The sequence below is a fragment of the Vibrio sp. SCSIO 43155 genome, from assembly GCF_023716605.1.
GTDB classification, from domain to species: domain Bacteria; phylum Pseudomonadota; class Gammaproteobacteria; order Enterobacterales; family Vibrionaceae; genus Vibrio; species Vibrio harveyi.
The window spans coordinates 786,159-801,740 of record NZ_CP071853.1 but is presented as its reverse complement, the minus strand read 5'-3'; the positions used below and the strand labels follow the sequence as shown (position 1 = coordinate 801,740).

14 protein-coding genes are annotated in these 15,582 nt (G+C 45.5%); 1 reads left to right on the top strand and 13 read right to left on the bottom strand.

Annotated features, from left to right (window positions below; all coding sequences use genetic code 11):
* The 12 genes from J4N44_RS20590 to J4N44_RS20535 all read right to left on the bottom strand — a co-directional run bounded on the left by J4N44_RS20590 (position 1) and on the right by J4N44_RS20535 (position 12,201).
* Entirely contained in the window at positions 1 to 471 is a 471-nt protein-coding gene (locus J4N44_RS20590) for a F0F1 ATP synthase subunit B (RefSeq protein ID WP_005431830.1), read from the bottom strand.
* A gap of 43 nt (positions 472 to 514) precedes the next feature.
* A complete protein-coding gene (gene atpE, locus J4N44_RS20585) occupies positions 515 to 751 on the bottom strand; it encodes a F0F1 ATP synthase subunit C (protein ID WP_004727739.1) in 237 nt (78 codons plus the stop codon).
* A gap of 49 nt (positions 752 to 800) precedes the next feature.
* Positions 801 to 1,568: a F0F1 ATP synthase subunit A gene (gene atpB / locus J4N44_RS20580; RefSeq protein ID WP_005533315.1), complete on the bottom strand. Its 768-nt coding sequence runs from the start codon at positions 1,566 to 1,568 to the stop codon at positions 801 to 803.
* Positions 1,569 to 1,967, bottom strand: a complete 399-nt coding sequence (locus J4N44_RS20575; RefSeq protein ID WP_005447171.1) for an ATP synthase subunit I — start codon at positions 1,965 to 1,967, stop codon at positions 1,569 to 1,571.
* Between the two features lie 599 nt (positions 1,968 to 2,566).
* Positions 2,567 to 3,874, bottom strand: coding sequence for a BatD family protein (locus J4N44_RS20570; RefSeq protein WP_252045687.1), 1,308 nt, complete (start codon positions 3,872 to 3,874; stop codon positions 2,567 to 2,569).
* The gene (locus J4N44_RS20565; protein WP_252045686.1) at positions 3,871 to 5,619 is read right to left on the bottom strand and encodes a vWA domain-containing protein; all 1,749 of its coding nucleotides are present in this window, start codon (positions 5,617 to 5,619) and stop codon (positions 3,871 to 3,873) included. The genes J4N44_RS20570 and J4N44_RS20565 overlap by 4 nt, the downstream gene beginning before the upstream one ends.
* Positions 5,612 to 6,703 (bottom strand): vWA domain-containing protein, encoded by a 1,092-nt coding sequence (locus J4N44_RS20560; protein ID WP_252045685.1) that lies wholly within the window; start codon positions 6,701 to 6,703, stop codon positions 5,612 to 5,614. Before J4N44_RS20560 ends, J4N44_RS20565 begins: the two co-directional genes overlap by 8 nt.
* Positions 6,696 to 7,247: a DUF4381 domain-containing protein gene (locus J4N44_RS20555; protein ID WP_017819203.1), complete on the bottom strand. Its 552-nt coding sequence runs from the start codon at positions 7,245 to 7,247 to the stop codon at positions 6,696 to 6,698. Before J4N44_RS20555 ends, J4N44_RS20560 begins: the two co-directional genes overlap by 8 nt.
* Entirely contained in the window at positions 7,248 to 8,210 is a 963-nt protein-coding gene (locus J4N44_RS20550) for a DUF58 domain-containing protein (protein ID WP_252045684.1), read from the bottom strand.
* Between the two features lie 12 nt (positions 8,211 to 8,222).
* Positions 8,223 to 9,206: an AAA family ATPase gene (locus J4N44_RS20545; protein ID WP_009700217.1), complete on the bottom strand. Its 984-nt coding sequence runs from the start codon at positions 9,204 to 9,206 to the stop codon at positions 8,223 to 8,225.
* A gap of 65 nt (positions 9,207 to 9,271) precedes the next feature.
* Entirely contained in the window at positions 9,272 to 10,588 is a 1,317-nt protein-coding gene (locus J4N44_RS20540) for an anaerobic sulfatase maturase (protein ID WP_252045683.1), read from the bottom strand.
* Between the two features lie 95 nt (positions 10,589 to 10,683).
* The gene (locus tag J4N44_RS20535; RefSeq protein ID WP_252045682.1) at positions 10,684 to 12,201 is read right to left on the bottom strand and encodes an arylsulfatase; all 1,518 of its coding nucleotides are present in this window, start codon (positions 12,199 to 12,201) and stop codon (positions 10,684 to 10,686) included.
* A 127-nt stretch (positions 12,202 to 12,328) separates the two neighbouring features.
* Here J4N44_RS20535 and J4N44_RS20530 point away from each other — a divergent pair, with 127 nt between their 5' ends.
* Positions 12,329 to 13,198: a LysR family transcriptional regulator gene (locus J4N44_RS20530; RefSeq protein ID WP_033001469.1), complete on the top strand. Its 870-nt coding sequence runs from the start codon at positions 12,329 to 12,331 to the stop codon at positions 13,196 to 13,198.
* Here J4N44_RS20530 and J4N44_RS20525 read toward each other — a convergent pair.
* Positions 13,185 to 15,491, bottom strand: coding sequence for a multiheme c-type cytochrome (locus J4N44_RS20525; RefSeq protein ID WP_252045681.1), 2,307 nt, complete (start codon positions 15,489 to 15,491; stop codon positions 13,185 to 13,187). The two genes, J4N44_RS20530 and J4N44_RS20525, sit on opposite strands and share 14 nt — an antisense overlap.
* Positions 15,492 to 15,582 lie beyond the last annotated feature (91 nt).

Sequence of the window (15,582 nt, the reverse complement as noted above, 5' to 3'; positions counted from 1 at the left end):
CTACATTTCGTTGATGAAGCGGTTCACCAAGTCGCGGTTAGCCGAGCTATCCAGATTGCGATTAATCAGCTTGCTGGCACTTTCAATCACCAGATCCGCCATTTCATCTTTCAGCTCTTGGCGAACTTTGCTGCGTTCGCTTTCCACTTCTGCTTTGCCTTCTGCGACAATGCGCGCTTTCTCTTGATTTGCCAGATCAACCGCTTCCGCAACCATCTGTTCTTGACGTTGCTTACCTTGGTTGATGATAGCTTGAGCTTTTGAGCGAGCTTCTGTCAGCAGCGCTTCACCGTTCGCTTTTGCCAGTTCTAACTCTTGTGCTGCTTTTTCTGTTTGCTCAAGACCTTGGGCAATTTCAGCACGACGCTCATCAAGCAGTTTTACAAGTGGTGGCCAGACATATTTCATGCACAGCCAAACGAAAATCACGAAGGAGATCGCCTGACCAAACATTGAGGCATTTAAGTTCATAGCACCCTCTCTTCTATAACGTTATGAAAATTATTAATTCGAATTACGCTACAGCGAAGATGATGTACAAGCCGATACCAACACCGATCATTGGCACCGCGTCCACAAGACCCATCATGATGAAGAATTGAGTACGAAGCATTGGGGTCAAATCAGGTTGACGAGCCACACCTTCAAGGTATTTACCTGCAAGGTTACCGATACCTGCTGCGGCACCCGCTGCACCAAGACCGATCAGTAGTGCACCCGCCACGTAAAGAACTGCGCTAACGATATCCATAACAACTCCTAGAATTGAATTTTTTAATTAATAAAAAAGATTTTTGAAATTAATGCTCTTCAACAGCCATGCCGAGATAAACCACGGTCAGTACCATAAAAATAAATGCTTGAAGAACAACAATAAGAATGTGGAACAGTGCCCAAGGAACACTTAGTGCCCATTGCATCCACCACGGCATTAATGCAATTAGAATGAAGATCATTTCACCTGCATACATATTGCCAAATAATCGAAGACCTAAAGATATTGGTTTAGAAATTAACGTCACCAATTCAAGAACTAAGTTCACTGGATATAACAACGGATGTGAAAATGGTTGAGTAGTTAACTCTTTAATAAAACCTTTCACGCCTTTGTTTTTAAACGTATAACCTAACACCAAAATAAATACGCCTAATGCCATCGACATCGTAATATTGACGTCAGCGGATGGTAAGTCACGGAAGTGTTCAACCCCTACAGCACGAGTAAGTGCAGGAATTAAATCAATCGGTAACAAATCCACGGCATTCATTAATAACACCCAAACAAATATTGTCAGTGCCAAAGGACCAATTAACTTGTCCTTCGCTTGAAATATTTCTTTTACAATGTCATCGACGAACTCAAATATTATCTCGATCAAACACTGGAATCGTCCTGGTACTCCTTTCGTTCCTTTCGTCACCGCATAACGGAATGAAAGGATGAAAACGAGCCCCGTCAACCAGACCATGATCATGGAATCAAGGTTAATTCCAAACCAACCGTCGCCGGCGGTGAGAAAGGTCAAGTGGTGCTCAATATATTCATGAGCGGACTGGACAGTCTCCATTTATGCCTTCCTTTCGAAGCGGTCTCTGAACAGCGGCGTTAAGAAGTGACCAAACATCGTCACACAAAAGCCTATCAGGACCACGATGTTGCGAAGAGCCATAAATCGAAACGTCAAAACAAACATCACTATGGTGTAAATGACTTTGATATTTCGACTCAGATGCATGAGGTCACGCAAACTCTCTTCTGGTTTCACCCTAGATTTAATGGACGCGAATACCATGCCAAACAGAGATGGAAGAATCGCAATCAGTACCCCAGTGATTGCTGATTCAGCGCTTAGAGTCCCGCTTCGCATGTACTCATACGCGATGAATACCAGACCCAAAGCTGCTTGAGCAATCAGAATCCTCTTGCCTGCCACCAATATTGGGTCGTCGTGAATATTAGCTTCCATAAATCACCCTTTAAAATAATATCGAATTAAAACTTCTGATAATTAAACTTCACAAAATAAAGCTGCCTAGTGACGACGAATTATATTAAGATAAATTTAATACACAGAATTAAATTTAATCTGATAATTATTATTCACATATTTAAAAATCAAAACGGAATCACTCCGTATTTCCGTTTCCCCAGAAATATACACCGATAATTTTAATAATCTAAATCGAAAAACTTGCAAATTATCATTCCATTTTTGAAGTGTTATTTTATTTGAACAAATCAAAAATGAAATATACATTGAATAAGCCGTCTTTATCAGGGTTAAGACGAAAAGCTTGTCACATGGAAGTGACACTCCATCACGAAAGGAATTAAAGTGATTTATTGGTTATATAATCTTAAATATACTATTTTTAATATATAGCCGATTAATAAACCTGTTTAATATAAAGATAAAATAGATCAAAAGCAGAACGTCGAAGTGACAAGAATTAAATATATGTAGAATATATTATTTGGTCACGCTCATTGTAGCACGCAAAAATAACAACATGACGTTTATTAAAGGATATAAAAAAGGACGCTTTACTAGCGTCCTTTTCGTTTTTATTTCTTATTGCTTGCCTGCTTATCGAGTTGTGGCAAGGCTTTAGGTATCGCCCACTTGAAGCGTTTTGGCTTCAACGCTTGTATCCCTTTCCAAAGAGCATTCATCAAGCTTGCGTCCTCCTGCCCCTCTTGTAGGCGCTGTGAACGCTTCTGCCAAACGTCAGAGTCACTGGCTTTACTCATTTCAAGACCACCTGTGTTGTTTCTCAACTGCTTATACAAGCTTGCTCGAACATCACCCCATCGGTTTGCTTTCACCATTCGTCTGAACACTAACCAAGGAGGCGTAGGACGAGAACGATAATAACGGTGAATGCTCAAGACGGCGATAACGAGAACAAATAGCGTCACTGCGCAGCCAATCAACCAGCCAGAATAAGCTCGAACAAAGGATTTGAATGTATGCTTGGCTTTGAAGGTCTTACCCTCAATCACCACCGTTTCCAGCTGTTTACTCTGGCTATTCCACCATTGGAACGTATGCTCAGGCAAGGTGAACTCACCACCCTGTTGGATCACATACACGCTTTCTTCGATGCGACTCGATTGGTAATCGCCACGCGTTTGCTTATCATCTAAGCGGTTTGGTTGAGGATAGGCTTGATAGCTGGCAGTAGAATCATTGGATAACAAGTCTGGAAGCAATACTGACAAACTGTCTTGTGCATTGATCGTAATGGTGCGAGTGATTGCATCACCGACTTTCAGCTCATCGTTAGACGTTGTCCATTTCTGACCCACACTCACCTTAGTCGCAGTAAACCATTCAGACTCATCACTGAGCAATCCAGAAGGCATAGACGCTTCAAACTTAATTGGCTGCGTATAAAGCGTGCCAGCGACCTTCGAACCATCAGGCGCAGAGACTTGCACACCAACGGCGACCGGTGGAATTACAAATTGTCCCGAGGCTTGCGGATACAGGGTTATTTCCCAACGCTGACGAGACCATGTTTTCCCCCCTTTACGCTCGGTATAGTTGGTTGCTAATTGGTTACGCTGCTTTGCAATCACGTTAGGGATTTCTACGCTGCCAATGCGTGTACCACCGGTGAACCAACGAGGCGTTGCGACTTCGATGTACAAGATCACCTGCTCATTCACACTGAACTTAGGCGCTTCTTTCGTATCTGCCCCTGCTCCCTGTTTACCGACCCATGCTAACAATTCAACATTATCGCTGCGCTGCAAGTCTTGAATGTCTTGTGCGTTCGCCAAACCAGTAAAAAACAAAGTAAACACCATCAAGATAGTGCTTAGACGCGCAACAATAGAATCAGCGCCAAGTTTGAATACATTCATCATTGTGCTTGCTCCTCTTCTTGTTGTTGCGGTTGTGGCTTCGGCTCCGCTTTCACGGGTTCACGCAGTTGAATTTGGAATTTAGCGCGCAAGAAGTACTTAGGGTCGGCCTCTACGCGTTTTAACCACTTATCCGCCAGTTCTTGGCTGCCAAGGATTTCGTTCGCATTGAGTTTCTCTTTCAGCATTAATTCAGCCGCGGTTTTTTCGTCTGCCCCATCTGCCGTTTGCGGGTTGTCACCCAGTTCAAATGACTCTTCGGGTCCATCTGTTGTCCCCGCTTGGCTTTCACTGGTGCGGTTTATCTCTTCGACAATACCACCAATGACTTTTAGGTTGTGCTCGACGTCTGGTCGCAATTGATCGCTCAAGGTGTCTTTATCTGCCAGTGTTTGCAATAAATTACGCGCTGCCAAATACTCACGTTGACGCGCCAACGCACTCGCAGCGTTGTACAAGCCATAGTCTTTTACCGCATCTGATGGATTGTTTTGCATCTCCAAGAAAGCCGTATGAGCCAGTTTGTACTCGCCAGCATAGTAATAAGCCGTCCCTTTTCGCAACGGATCCGTAAAGTGCTTTGCTGCCTCAAGGTATTCGTTTTTGTTGAACAGGCGCTGCCCTTGTTGGTTTGGCGTAAGCCATAAATCCCACCACCATTGAGACGCTTTATCCCAGACCGTAACCTCTTGCACCACTTCGGGCTTATCCGCTTTGAGCGAGACCGTTTCAGCCATGACTTTTGGCGTCATAAACAAAGACGTTGACACCATCGCGACAACACACCATTGCACTAACCACCCTTTGCGGAACCAAAGCATCATGATGAGCGCAATTGGGAACAACAGTTGATAACCCATGTCTTTCCAAGGCATTGAGGATTCACCATTGAGTTGCATGTTTCGCTCAACAAAACGATTCAGCTTCTCTATGTCACTATTGTCTACCGTCACTTCCACAAGGCGTCCACCAGTCGCGCTGGCAAGATTATTTAACGAGTCCAAATCGACCGGGTTGTTAGAAACAATGTCTGAGTTACCCGCAGCCAAGATAAGCAATTGATAAGGCTTGTCAGCGAAGTAGTTTTTGTAAGCGGTAATAGTTGCAGGATTAACCCCATCCGTGACCAACAGAATCGTCGAACCCGGTTGATCTTGTAATTGTCGGTCAATCAAAGGCAGCGCCGTTTCAGCAAGTTTACCTTCAACCGGCATAATTTCTGGTGTTATCGCAGCAAGAAACGGTTCGAATACTTTACTGTCCTGCGTCACAGGCATCGCAACATGAGCAGACCCCGCATACACAACTAGCCCAGTACTGCCTCCTTTTCTTGCTGCCAATAGGTCGCGGATCTTTTGCTTAGAGCGCTCCAAACGGCTTGGCGGAAGGTCTTTTTGCAACATCGAATCGTTGTTATCCAACACCACCAACATGGAGGCTTTATCCTCTCCAAATGGAGAAGCTTGGCGCTCCCACGAAGGGCCGGCACAGATGACGATGGCAATCGCCACTATCACCATAAGTAGCTTGAGCGGCAGTTGCTTTCGCCAACCATAATCACCAATCGTTAAGGCTTTACGTAAGTGCTCTGGAAGAATGTCTTTCCAGCTAGGTTTGGCTTCTTCTCGCCACCTTAACCAAAGCAAAAGAAACATTGGGATGAACGCCAATAGCCACATTGGACGAATGAAATGGAACTGTGTGAAGAACTGTTCTAGTCCCATGCTAGAGAAAGGAGAATCAAACATGGCGCTCCCCTTTTCCGTTTTCTGCTTGCGTGGAAGCTCCACTGGTCACTGATAGTCGACGACGCTTAAATGTCGCTAACGTGAACGCGGTCAAGTACATCACAACGACTAAAGCCATTAAATAATGATGCAAGCTTTGCTTGGGGCGATACGTGGTACTTTCATAAAGCTGGGGCTCTAACTTACCAATCTCATCATAGGCTTTAGCAAGTTCGTCACGGTTGAGCGCTTCAAACGCCTCACCACCGGACTCCTTCGCAATACGTTTGATCGTATTCATATCTAGCGCAGTTTCACCCACAGTTTGTGGATCACCCATTGCAATCACGTGGATACGTACATCTTTCGCTTTCGCGACTTTCGCAGCATCAATCGGCTCCACGAAACTTCCCGTATCATTACCATCCGTTAGCACGATGGCGACTTTCTCTTTGTTCTCTTCTACGTCGGTGCGTGACTGTTCGCTTTGCTCAAACACCTTAATCGCTAAACCAATTGCATCACCTAAGTGGGTACTCTGCCCTGCCATCGCCACATCCGTTTGGTTAAGCAGCTCTAACCATACTTTTTGATCAGGCGTGAACGGAGTTTGCACAAATGCTGCGTCGCCAAACAAGATCAGACCTAGGCGGTCGCCTTTGCGCGTTTTAGCAAAATCGCTCAACACTTCTTTGGCGGCATCAAGGCGAGTGATCTTTTCTCCGGTTTTGGACGTGAAGTCTTGCTCTGCCATTGAGCCAGACAAATCGACAACGACCATGACATCACGCCCTAAGCTTTCACGCACCTGTGGCTCACCAAGTACTGTCGGCTTTGCCATTGCGGTCACGACTAAAAGCCAAGAAATAATCAGCGTCGCACGCTGCCACCAGCTCGGAGTCAGTTGGCTTGCGCCTTCTGATGGCGTTTCGCCAATGGCGTCCACAAGCTGACTAAAAAACGGCACTTTGATGGCCATTTGTTTGGTGCGGTAAGCTGGAACGAGGAAATACACCACCAAAGGCAGTGGCAAGATGATGAAACAAAGCGGATGCTCAAACTCAAAACTGCTCATGCCCAGCCATGAAGCAAGAAGATCACCCATGGCGACCTCCTTTTAATACACGCGCTTTGTAGGCAAGCGTGCGCTTTTCAATATTTTGAGCGTTCTCATCATGCTCTTTCACCCACTTAGTGGCGCGTTCAAGAAGTTGTAAACACTCTGTTTTTTCCAGTTCAACACTTGGGTCAACGATACTTTGCAGCCATCGTTTAGAGACTTCGTCATCAAACATTTTATGCTTAGGGTTAAGCGCATCTAACTTGCGCAGGAACGCGGTGTCAAACAAGCGAGCATGAGAGCTATCAAGATGAATCAATACAATTTTCAAAATCGAGAACAGGGCTTTGGGCATACTCGCGTCATCTGGATTCAAACGAGAAATGGCTTCAATAGCTTCTTTACGGTAGCGGTTATCCCACCAATGGTGCAGCAGTCGGTAACCCAGATACATAAGTACAATCGCACCAATGACGGCAAGGATCTTCCAACCAATGGTTTGTGGTACCCAGCTTACGCTTTCTGGCACCGCAACGTCATGCAGCTCACGCAGAATATACGTGCTTGGAGGCGTGTGTAAGTCTGTCATTTATCGACCTCCAACGAGTTTTTGGAATTGAGTAATGTGGTCACCTGATGTATCGATTTCGATATGAGGCAGCTTTTTCATCGCCATTAGTTGCGCCAGTGATTGGCGTTTTAACTGCGCTTTCTCAACCAAACTGGCACTGGCGGCGTCGACTTTGGCTTTGCTGTCTAAGTTGAGCTGGTAACGACCGTCACCAATCACCCATTTCACTTTTGCCAAATCTTGAGGAAGCGACTGCTCTAAAGGGTCGCTCACCATCACCGCGAGAACATCGTTGTGTTGTTGAAGCTGCTTAAGGTGATCTAGGTGGTGCTCTTCGCAATCACGCCAATCACTAATAAAAATCAATGTGGATTGTTTTAGTTTCATGCGTTTGATGAGTTCTATCCATTTACTGAACGTCACGTTATCTGCATCAATCGAGTCCACATTTAAGCGCTGGTTAACTTGAGAGAGTCGTTTCAGTTGTGCAAGCAGATCGTTTTGTGAACGCTGGGCTTTGCTGTGATATAGAACGGAGTCAGAAGCGATAACAAATCCCACTCGATCACCGTCTTTCAATACTCGCCAACCACACATAGCCGCGACTTCAGCAGCGACCACGGATTTCATGACCTCGGTAGAGGCGAAAAACATCGCACTGCGCTGATCAACGCAAACAATCACATTGCGGTCTTTTTCTTCGGTGTAACTGCGCACATGGGGCTTGCCTGTGCGCATGGTGACTTTCCAATCTAGGTTTCGGATGTCGTCCCCTAGCTGGTAATGACGCAGCTCTTCGAAGTTCAGACCACGCCCACGGAATAATGAGTTGTGCCGCCCAGAAAGCACACTGCCCGCTTTTAAGTGAGGCAGCAGGCTGAAGGATTCGGCTTGTGCTTGTAAACGCACTAAGCGAGCGTAATCACAATACAAGCGAGGATCGAGCCCTTGGGATTGAGGAGCAAGCGTTGGCTTTGCCATAGTCCCTCCTGCTTATCCGATTTCTACACAATCAAGCAGCTCTTGCACCACTCGCTGGTGATCAACACCATCGGCAAGTGCATCGTAAGAAAGTGAGAATCGGTGTCCAAGTACCGATGGCACCATCGCACGTACGTCATCAGGCGTTACATAGTCACGCCCTTGTAACCATGCGTAAGCACGAGCACATTTGTCCAACGAAATTGATGCGCGAGGGCTTGAGCCGATTTCGATCCATTTTTGTAGCTGGGAATCCGCGTAGCGCTCTGGTTTACGCGTCGCCATCACAAGCGCAACGATGTAGTTCTCGACCAAATCGGAAACAGTAATATTTGGCAGTTGACGTCGCGCTTCAATCACAAGCTCTGGCTCAATGTGTTTTGGCGTCACTAATTCACTACTGGTTTCTGAACCCAGCTCTTCACTGCGCACTAAACGAATAATGTCACGCTCAGCTTCATCTTCTGGATAGTCGACGGTCACTTTCATGATAAAGCGATCCATCTGCGCTTCTGGCAATGGGTAAGTGCCCTCTTGTTCAACTGGGTTTTGCGTAGCAAGCACCATGAACAACTCTGGCAAGACGTGCGTCTTATCACCCACTGTAATCGTACCTTCTGCCATCGCTTCTAGCAGTGCAGCTTGTACTTTTGCTGGCGCACGGTTCACCTCGTCCGCCAATACGATGCTGTTAAAGATTGGACCTGGTTGGAAGTGGAGTTGAGGCTTGCCATCTAGTTCTTGGTACACTTCGGTACCCGTAACGTCTGAAGGTAACAAGTCGGGGGTAAACTGAATACGACCAAAGCTGGTATTAAGTAGATTGGCAAGCGATTTCACCGAGCGCGTTTTTGCCGTCCCCGGTAAACCCTCCAAAAGTACGTGACCATTGGTCAGTAACCCTATCACCAAAGCCTGAACCACATGGCTTTGTCCAATGACACTTTTTTCAGTTTGTTCGATTAATTCATTAATGGCTTGTTGTGCGTGGTTCATAGTCTACCTATTGAGTTTACGGGAGCCTGAGCGTTAAAAGTTGAGTATAAGACTGAAAGTAATAACTAAAGGTTATATTCGCTATATTCACTTGAGTTGTAAGACTTTATTAACGTAGATATACCAACCAAAATTGGCAGCGAATGGTCAAAGAACATTTTTATTCCTGGACACAAGTAGTTTAGACCAGCCTCACCATTCGGCGCGGTAAGTAGCCGATTTTTTGGGCATTCTCCCCAGCAATATTTCAAATACGGGCAATCGAGGCAGTATTGCGGCAAAGAAGACTTTTTCGCCATGCCAAAGCTGTATTGACGAGTTGAGATAGCAATTTCATTCAGAGATCGGTCATGAATGTTAGCCAGTTGGTATTCCGGATAAACGTAATGATCACAGCTAAACACATCTCCATTGTGTTCAATCGCTAGACCTTTGCCGCAGAACTCTGCGCTAACACATAACTGCGAAGGCATCCCCATCACTTGCGCGACGGCGGTTTCGAAAAGGTTGACCAAGACTCTGCCAAGATCGTTGTTCACCCATTCTTCAAATACAGCAATCAGAAACTCGCCCCACTCTTCTGCATCGACCGACCAATCCGTAACGACCGACATCAAATGCCCCGGCTTTGCTAATTCGCTGCCAAGTTTTGGAGACATGTTTTCTTTCCAGAAATGGGGAGCGGTTTGAGTGAAAGATCGAGGTTCAACACAAGGTGTGAATTGGATATAAGTGACACGGAGTTCTTGAGTAAGAAAGCGATACACTTCGAGCGGATATTTGGCGTTAAAGCGGTTTACTGTCACCAAAGCGTTGAATGACACATTATGACGCTTCATCAAATCAACGGCTTGCATGACGCGTTGAAAGGTCGGCTTTCCACTTCGGGTTTTACGGTATTTATCGTGGATAAACTCAGGACCATCTATCGATAGACCAACCAGAAACCCATGGTCATGCAGAAACTGACACCAAGCCTCGTTCAATAAAAGACCATTGGTTTGAAGGTCGTTTTCGATACGAACGCCGTGTTTAGCGTATTTGTTCTGCAGTTCAACAATCTTCTTAAAGTAATCCAAACCTAATAATGTTGGCTCACCACCCTGCCAAGAAAACACAATCTCGTCACCGTCTTGGCTTTCGATATAGCTCTTTATGAATGCCTCAAGTGTTGCATCATCCATTTTTGGTTGAGTGCCTTGATTGAGTAATTCATCTTTGTGCAGATAAAAACAGTACTGACAATCGATGTTGCATTTTGCTCCGCCCGGTTTCGCCATCACGTGAAAACGTCGTTCGACTTTATCACTATTAGATGCAAATGCCGTTTTGAGAGGAGTTAATGCCATTTGAGTGGTATGAATGTAAGTTTGTTTTTTCATAAAGAACGATCTCGAAAGCAGAAGAAAGTCAGCGCCCAATTTGGGCGCTGTATTTAAGGACAATAACTAGGGTCTATCGACCTGTGGACAAAACGTTATTTCGGAACAAACGAGCCCGGAGCCATACGCGGCGGGTACTCTTTGAAAGTTTCCATGACCTCTTTTACTTTCTCGATGGCAGGCATCATCAAAAACGAACGTTCGTACATCCAACGGTCGTAACCCATACCAGTATCGCCACGCTCAAATGGGTCGATACTCAAATCATAAATTTGTGGTACGCGGAGTTTGGTGAATGGTTTCTTCCAGATATCCAAGCCCGTTTCATTTTCTTGGATCATGAAGTGATATTTGTACTTACCGTAGCGCAGAGCCAACAAATCTCCGTCGTCGCTCCAGTAGACAAACTCGTTACGAGCAGACTTGCCCGTTTTCCCCGTTAGATATGGCAGCTGATTGTAGCCATCTAAGTGGACGTTGTAATTCATATCGCCCACTTTCTTACCCTTGAGTAGCTCCTCTTTGACGTTACTATTGCCCGCCGCAGCTACTAAGGTTGGTAGGAAATCTTCCAGAGACACAATGCCATTAAGCGTTGTGCCAGCTTGGATATGACCTGGCCATTTGATCAATGCAGGAACGCGGAAACCGCCTTCCCAGCCCGTGTTTTTCTCGCTGCGGAATGGCGTCATACCTGCGTCCGGCCATAAGTTGATCATTGGACCATTATCTGTGGTGTAAACAATGATGGTGTTGTCGTCGACACCAAGCTCTTTAACCTTATTGAGCAAGTGACCAATCTGATCGTCATGTTGCTTCACACCATCGGCGTAGAAGCCAGCGCCAGTTTTGCCTTTGTATTCATCAGGAACGTGCGTGAAGTTGTGCATGCGCGTGGTGTTAAACCACGTAAAGAATGGTTTGTCAGCTTTGACTTGTTTCTCGATAAACTTCTCTGCTTCATCTAAGAACTCATCATCGACTGTTTCCATACGTTTGCGGGTCAATGGACCTGTATCTTCAATCTTGCCATCCGCATAAGAATGGATCACTCCACGAGGACCGAACTTCTTCTTAAATTCAGGATCTTGTGGGTAGTCTACGTTCTCCGGCTCTTCTTCTGCATTTAAGTGGTAAAGGTTACCAAAGAACTCGTCAAAACCGTGGTTGGTTGGCAAGTGTTCGTCACGGTCACCTAGATGGTTTTTACCAAATTGACCCGTTGCGTAACCAAGGTCACGTAACAATGTCGCTATAGTTGGATCTTTCTCAGAAATCCCCTCTTTCGCTCCCGGCAAACCAACTTTAGACAAGCCAGTACGCTTTGGCATTTGTCCCGTAATGAACGCCGAACGACCTGCGGTTGAGCTTTGCTGAGCGTAGAAGTTCGTAAACTTAGCGCCATCTCTAGCAATACTATCAATGTTTGGAGTGCTGTAAGCCAGCATACCGCCGTTGTAAGCACTTAAGTTCCAGTAACCGACGTCATCACCAAAGATAACGAGAATGTTGGGTTGTTCTGCTGAATAAGCGGTCGCTGATGCCGCTCCAATCGCAAGAGTGCAAGCGTTTAATACCAACTTCTTGCCGCGTTTTTTATCGTGGTTTGCCATAAAAGAGCTCCATAAATCCGTTGCTGCTAATCTTGGGGAGAAATCAGATGCCAAGATTTGATTAAGATAAAACTTGTAATTTGACGGATAAATAGAGTTCAGATACGTTAATACATAAATTCAGTTTATGGATAAGAAGATGGACTTAAACTTGATTCAGACTTTTTTGGTTGTCGCTGAGTACCAGTCATACACCAAAGCAGCAGACCATTTAGGAGTTACACAGCCTGCTGTTAGCGCCTCAATAAAGCGACTAGAGCAAGTAGTAGGCAAGCAGCTGTTTGTGAAACAAGGTCGTGGTATTGCACCAACCTCGACTGCCTATCAATTGATGCCGCAGTTTCGCCAAGCCGTAAGTATTGTCGACAACGCCATTTCTGAACGTACCTCTTTTCAAGTTTGCTGCTCCGAAACCTTGCTCCATAGCTTAAATCCAATTGAGAACGTGGTATTCCACGAATCTCCACCGGAAAAATACTTACTTTTTGAACAGATTCGCCAACAGAAAATGGACTTGGTGATTGATACTATCATCACTAAGGACTCCTCATTCGTGATAGAAACGGCTTACGACGAGCCCGCCATGGTGATCTGTCGCCAAAGCCACCCTAGGATTCAAGGTTCGCTCAGCAAAGAAGCCTTCTATCATGAGAATCACTGCATGTTTTCAGGAAAATGGAATAACACGTCCGGTTTTGAACAGTTGGCAAAAGAGCCGATTCAGGAGCGAAATGTCGAGATCGTGACGTCATCATTAGCAGGTATGGCAATGTATGTAGCACAACGTGATTGCCTCGGTGTCGTGTCACGCTCGTTTGCGATGAAATGGAGTAAAGCACTTAAATTACAAGTGCTTGATTGTCCAATAGAAATAGAGCGTATTCCTTATAAATTTGTCTACCATAAGCGCGACGAGCACAACCCTGCCCATCAACGCTTAAGAGAACAAATTCAACATCAGTTGGAGTCTACCAATCCAGCACCTATTGATTTATAGAGGCTCTCAAGCGTTGAACAACCTCCGCTGGAGCCACTTCTGCAAGCTGCTTAACACATTGTTCAAAAGCAAAAGCTACGGCCCCTTGTTTATAGTTGCGCGCTAACACTTCACACTCGGCGTACAAATGCTGCGGATTTCCACCCACTTGGTAGGCTGTGCTCAGTGCTTTGCTTGCCGCGAGTATGTCACTCTTCTCTAACGCCAAGCCATACACATACCAATATTGCGGGTTGTGTTCTGCCGTTTCAGCCGCTTGTTTCAAATATTGGTTTGCCTTAACGCCATCTCCAACACGAAGCCATGCCAAACCAGCGCTGTAAGGCAAAGCACTCGATTTAGGTTGCGCTTCAATCCCTGCCATCAAGGTTTCTAGTGCTTTTCTGTCGTTACCTTGTGTACGGTACAAATCCGCTAAGTTGGCGTAGCTGTTTTCAAAGTAAGGCTCTATTTCAATGGCTTTTTGATAAGACGCAATGGCTTTACCTGTTTCTCCAAGATCTCGATAGACATTTGCTAGGTTGGTTCGTCCAAAACCTCGATCCGCATTGAAACGCTGGATTGCCATGTAGTCTTCCAACGGCTGTTTGATCTTGTCGCGTTGCAGCGGATTCATTTCTGGATAATGACGAACCAAAGCAGCCGCGGCTTCAGCGCGAACGGACAATACTGGGTCAGTTAGTAATGGTTCGAGAATTTGCCAACGATCGCTAAATTCATAACCAGAAGAACCAGCAACGGCACCCAAACGGATCATATCGCTTTCATGTTTTACTGCCCTCGCTAATGAAACCAAAGTGTTCTGTCCGGCATTGCCACCCATACGTTCTAAAGCAGACGCACGAATAATATCGCTTAACGATGCGTCTTGAGCCGAATATGCTAATGCATCAGGCGCACCACGATGACCAATAGAATCCGCGTAAAATGCGACCGCGAAGTGTTGTTGATTTCGGTATTTTGAATTCGGGAACCATTCGCCTATTTTCTTATCTGCCCACTGATTGGTTTCGTCTTCATGACAAGACGTACAGACGTTTGGCGTATTAATATGCATACTCAAATCTGGGCGCGGCACATGCCAACTGTGATCACGACGCGGGTCCACTTGCATGTAAGTCGTTTCTGACATGTGACAAGTTGTGCATTGCGATGCCTCAGTATTTGCCTCATGGAAAGTGTGATTTTCCGGCATGTAGTCAGACGCAATATGGCACTGAGCACAAACCGCTTCTTCTGGGATCTTCAACTCTGCGGTATGCGGATCATGGCAGTTAGTACAAGTAACGCCTTTTTCTGCCATGGCAGATTGCAAAAATGAACCGTAGACGTAATCTTCGTCATAGATTTGACCATCGTGATAATAGAGCTCTGGTGTGATTAAGCTAAGACGATATTTATCTAGGAACGAACCTTTTACGTGATCTTCAGTTTCGTTGAGCTGCGTACGACGACTATGGCACTGCGCGCACGTTTGAACTTGGTGCGTCATCGCTATTTCTTTTGGCTGGAGCGTACTACGCCCTTCTTCGTAGACCCATTCTTTTACAGCCAGACCTAAATCTCGATCAAAACCATAGTGATTCGCTGAGACGATGGTATTTCCAGATTTTTCCGCTTGTTTGGCAAGCTCTACATGTTCGCTGGCAGGGCCATGGCACGCTTCACAACCCACATTGATCTCAGACCACGTGGTTGAATACGTATTGGTTTTGGCGTCGTAGTTCTTTTCTAGATTCGTTGAGTGGCAATCGGCACACATGAAGTTCCAATTTTGCCCCGTATTCGTCCAGTAGAATTCATCTTTTGGCGTGGTATCTGGATATAGGTGAAACCAGCGCTGACCACCTTGTTGCTTGGTTCTCGAATCCCATGCAAAAGGAATGAGCTGAACTCGTCCATCTTCAAACTCCACCATGTATTGTTGAAGCGGTTCCCACGCAAAGGTGTAGCTAATTTTGTAGTCGTGCCACTCTCCATCTGGACCTTGGATATTGACCCAATACTCGTCCCCTTTTCGATAAAAACGGTTTGGCTTTCCTTCGAATGTAAATGTGTGCTCGTTAAAGTCACCCAATATGGACTGTGCATCAGCATGCCTCATCGCCATATCATGATGAGATCCTTGCCACGCTTTGATTTCTTTTTGGTGACAATCTACGCAAGCTTCACTGCCTACGTAAGTGAGCGTTGATGATGCGGTTGATTGCGGTGTTTCCTGCGCAAACAGAGAAAAACTGACGAGCACTGCAAGACCAATTAAGATCTGCTTCCAACTTGCCCACTGAGTCATAACTGTCCTTGTGTGATTCTTTTTATTCTCTGATCAAAGATAGAAGTGTTTTTTCTTTTTAGACAAGCAATTACATAGGTTTTAAGAAAAA

Bases quoted from the DNA above. Each gene is read 5' to 3' on its own strand.
- J4N44_RS20570 (WP_252045687.1), bottom strand. From the start codon at position 3,874: ATGATGAATGTATTCAAACTTGGCGCTGATTCTATTGTTGCGCGTCTA.
- J4N44_RS20565 (WP_252045686.1), bottom strand. From the start codon at position 5,619: ATGTTTGATTCTCCTTTCTCTAGCATGGGACTAGAACAGTTCTTCACA.
- J4N44_RS20535 (WP_252045682.1), bottom strand. From the start codon at position 12,201: ATGGCAAACCACGATAAAAAACGCGGCAAGAAGTTGGTATTAAACGCT.
- atpB (WP_005533315.1), bottom strand. From the start codon at position 1,568: ATGGAGACTGTCCAGTCCGCTCATGAATATATTGAGCACCACTTGACC.
- J4N44_RS20525 (WP_252045681.1), bottom strand. From the start codon at position 15,491: ATGACTCAGTGGGCAAGTTGGAAGCAGATCTTAATTGGTCTTGCAGTG.
- atpE (WP_004727739.1), bottom strand. From the start codon at position 751: ATGGATATCGTTAGCGCAGTTCTTTACGTGGCGGGTGCACTACTGATC.
- J4N44_RS20590 (WP_005431830.1), bottom strand. From the start codon at position 471: ATGAACTTAAATGCCTCAATGTTTGGTCAGGCGATCTCCTTCGTGATT.
- J4N44_RS20575 (WP_005447171.1), bottom strand. From the start codon at position 1,967: ATGGAAGCTAATATTCACGACGACCCAATATTGGTGGCAGGCAAGAGG.
- J4N44_RS20545 (WP_009700217.1), bottom strand. From the start codon at position 9,206: ATGAACCACGCACAACAAGCCATTAATGAATTAATCGAACAAACTGAA.
- J4N44_RS20530 (WP_033001469.1), top strand. From the start codon at position 12,329: ATGGATAAGAAGATGGACTTAAACTTGATTCAGACTTTTTTGGTTGTC.
- J4N44_RS20540 (WP_252045683.1), bottom strand. From the start codon at position 10,588: ATGAAAAAACAAACTTACATTCATACCACTCAAATGGCATTAACTCCT.
- J4N44_RS20560 (WP_252045685.1), bottom strand. From the start codon at position 6,703: ATGGGTGATCTTCTTGCTTCATGGCTGGGCATGAGCAGTTTTGAGTTT.
- J4N44_RS20555 (WP_017819203.1), bottom strand. From the start codon at position 7,247: ATGACAGACTTACACACGCCTCCAAGCACGTATATTCTGCGTGAGCTG.
- J4N44_RS20550 (WP_252045684.1), bottom strand. From the start codon at position 8,210: ATGGCAAAGCCAACGCTTGCTCCTCAATCCCAAGGGCTCGATCCTCGC.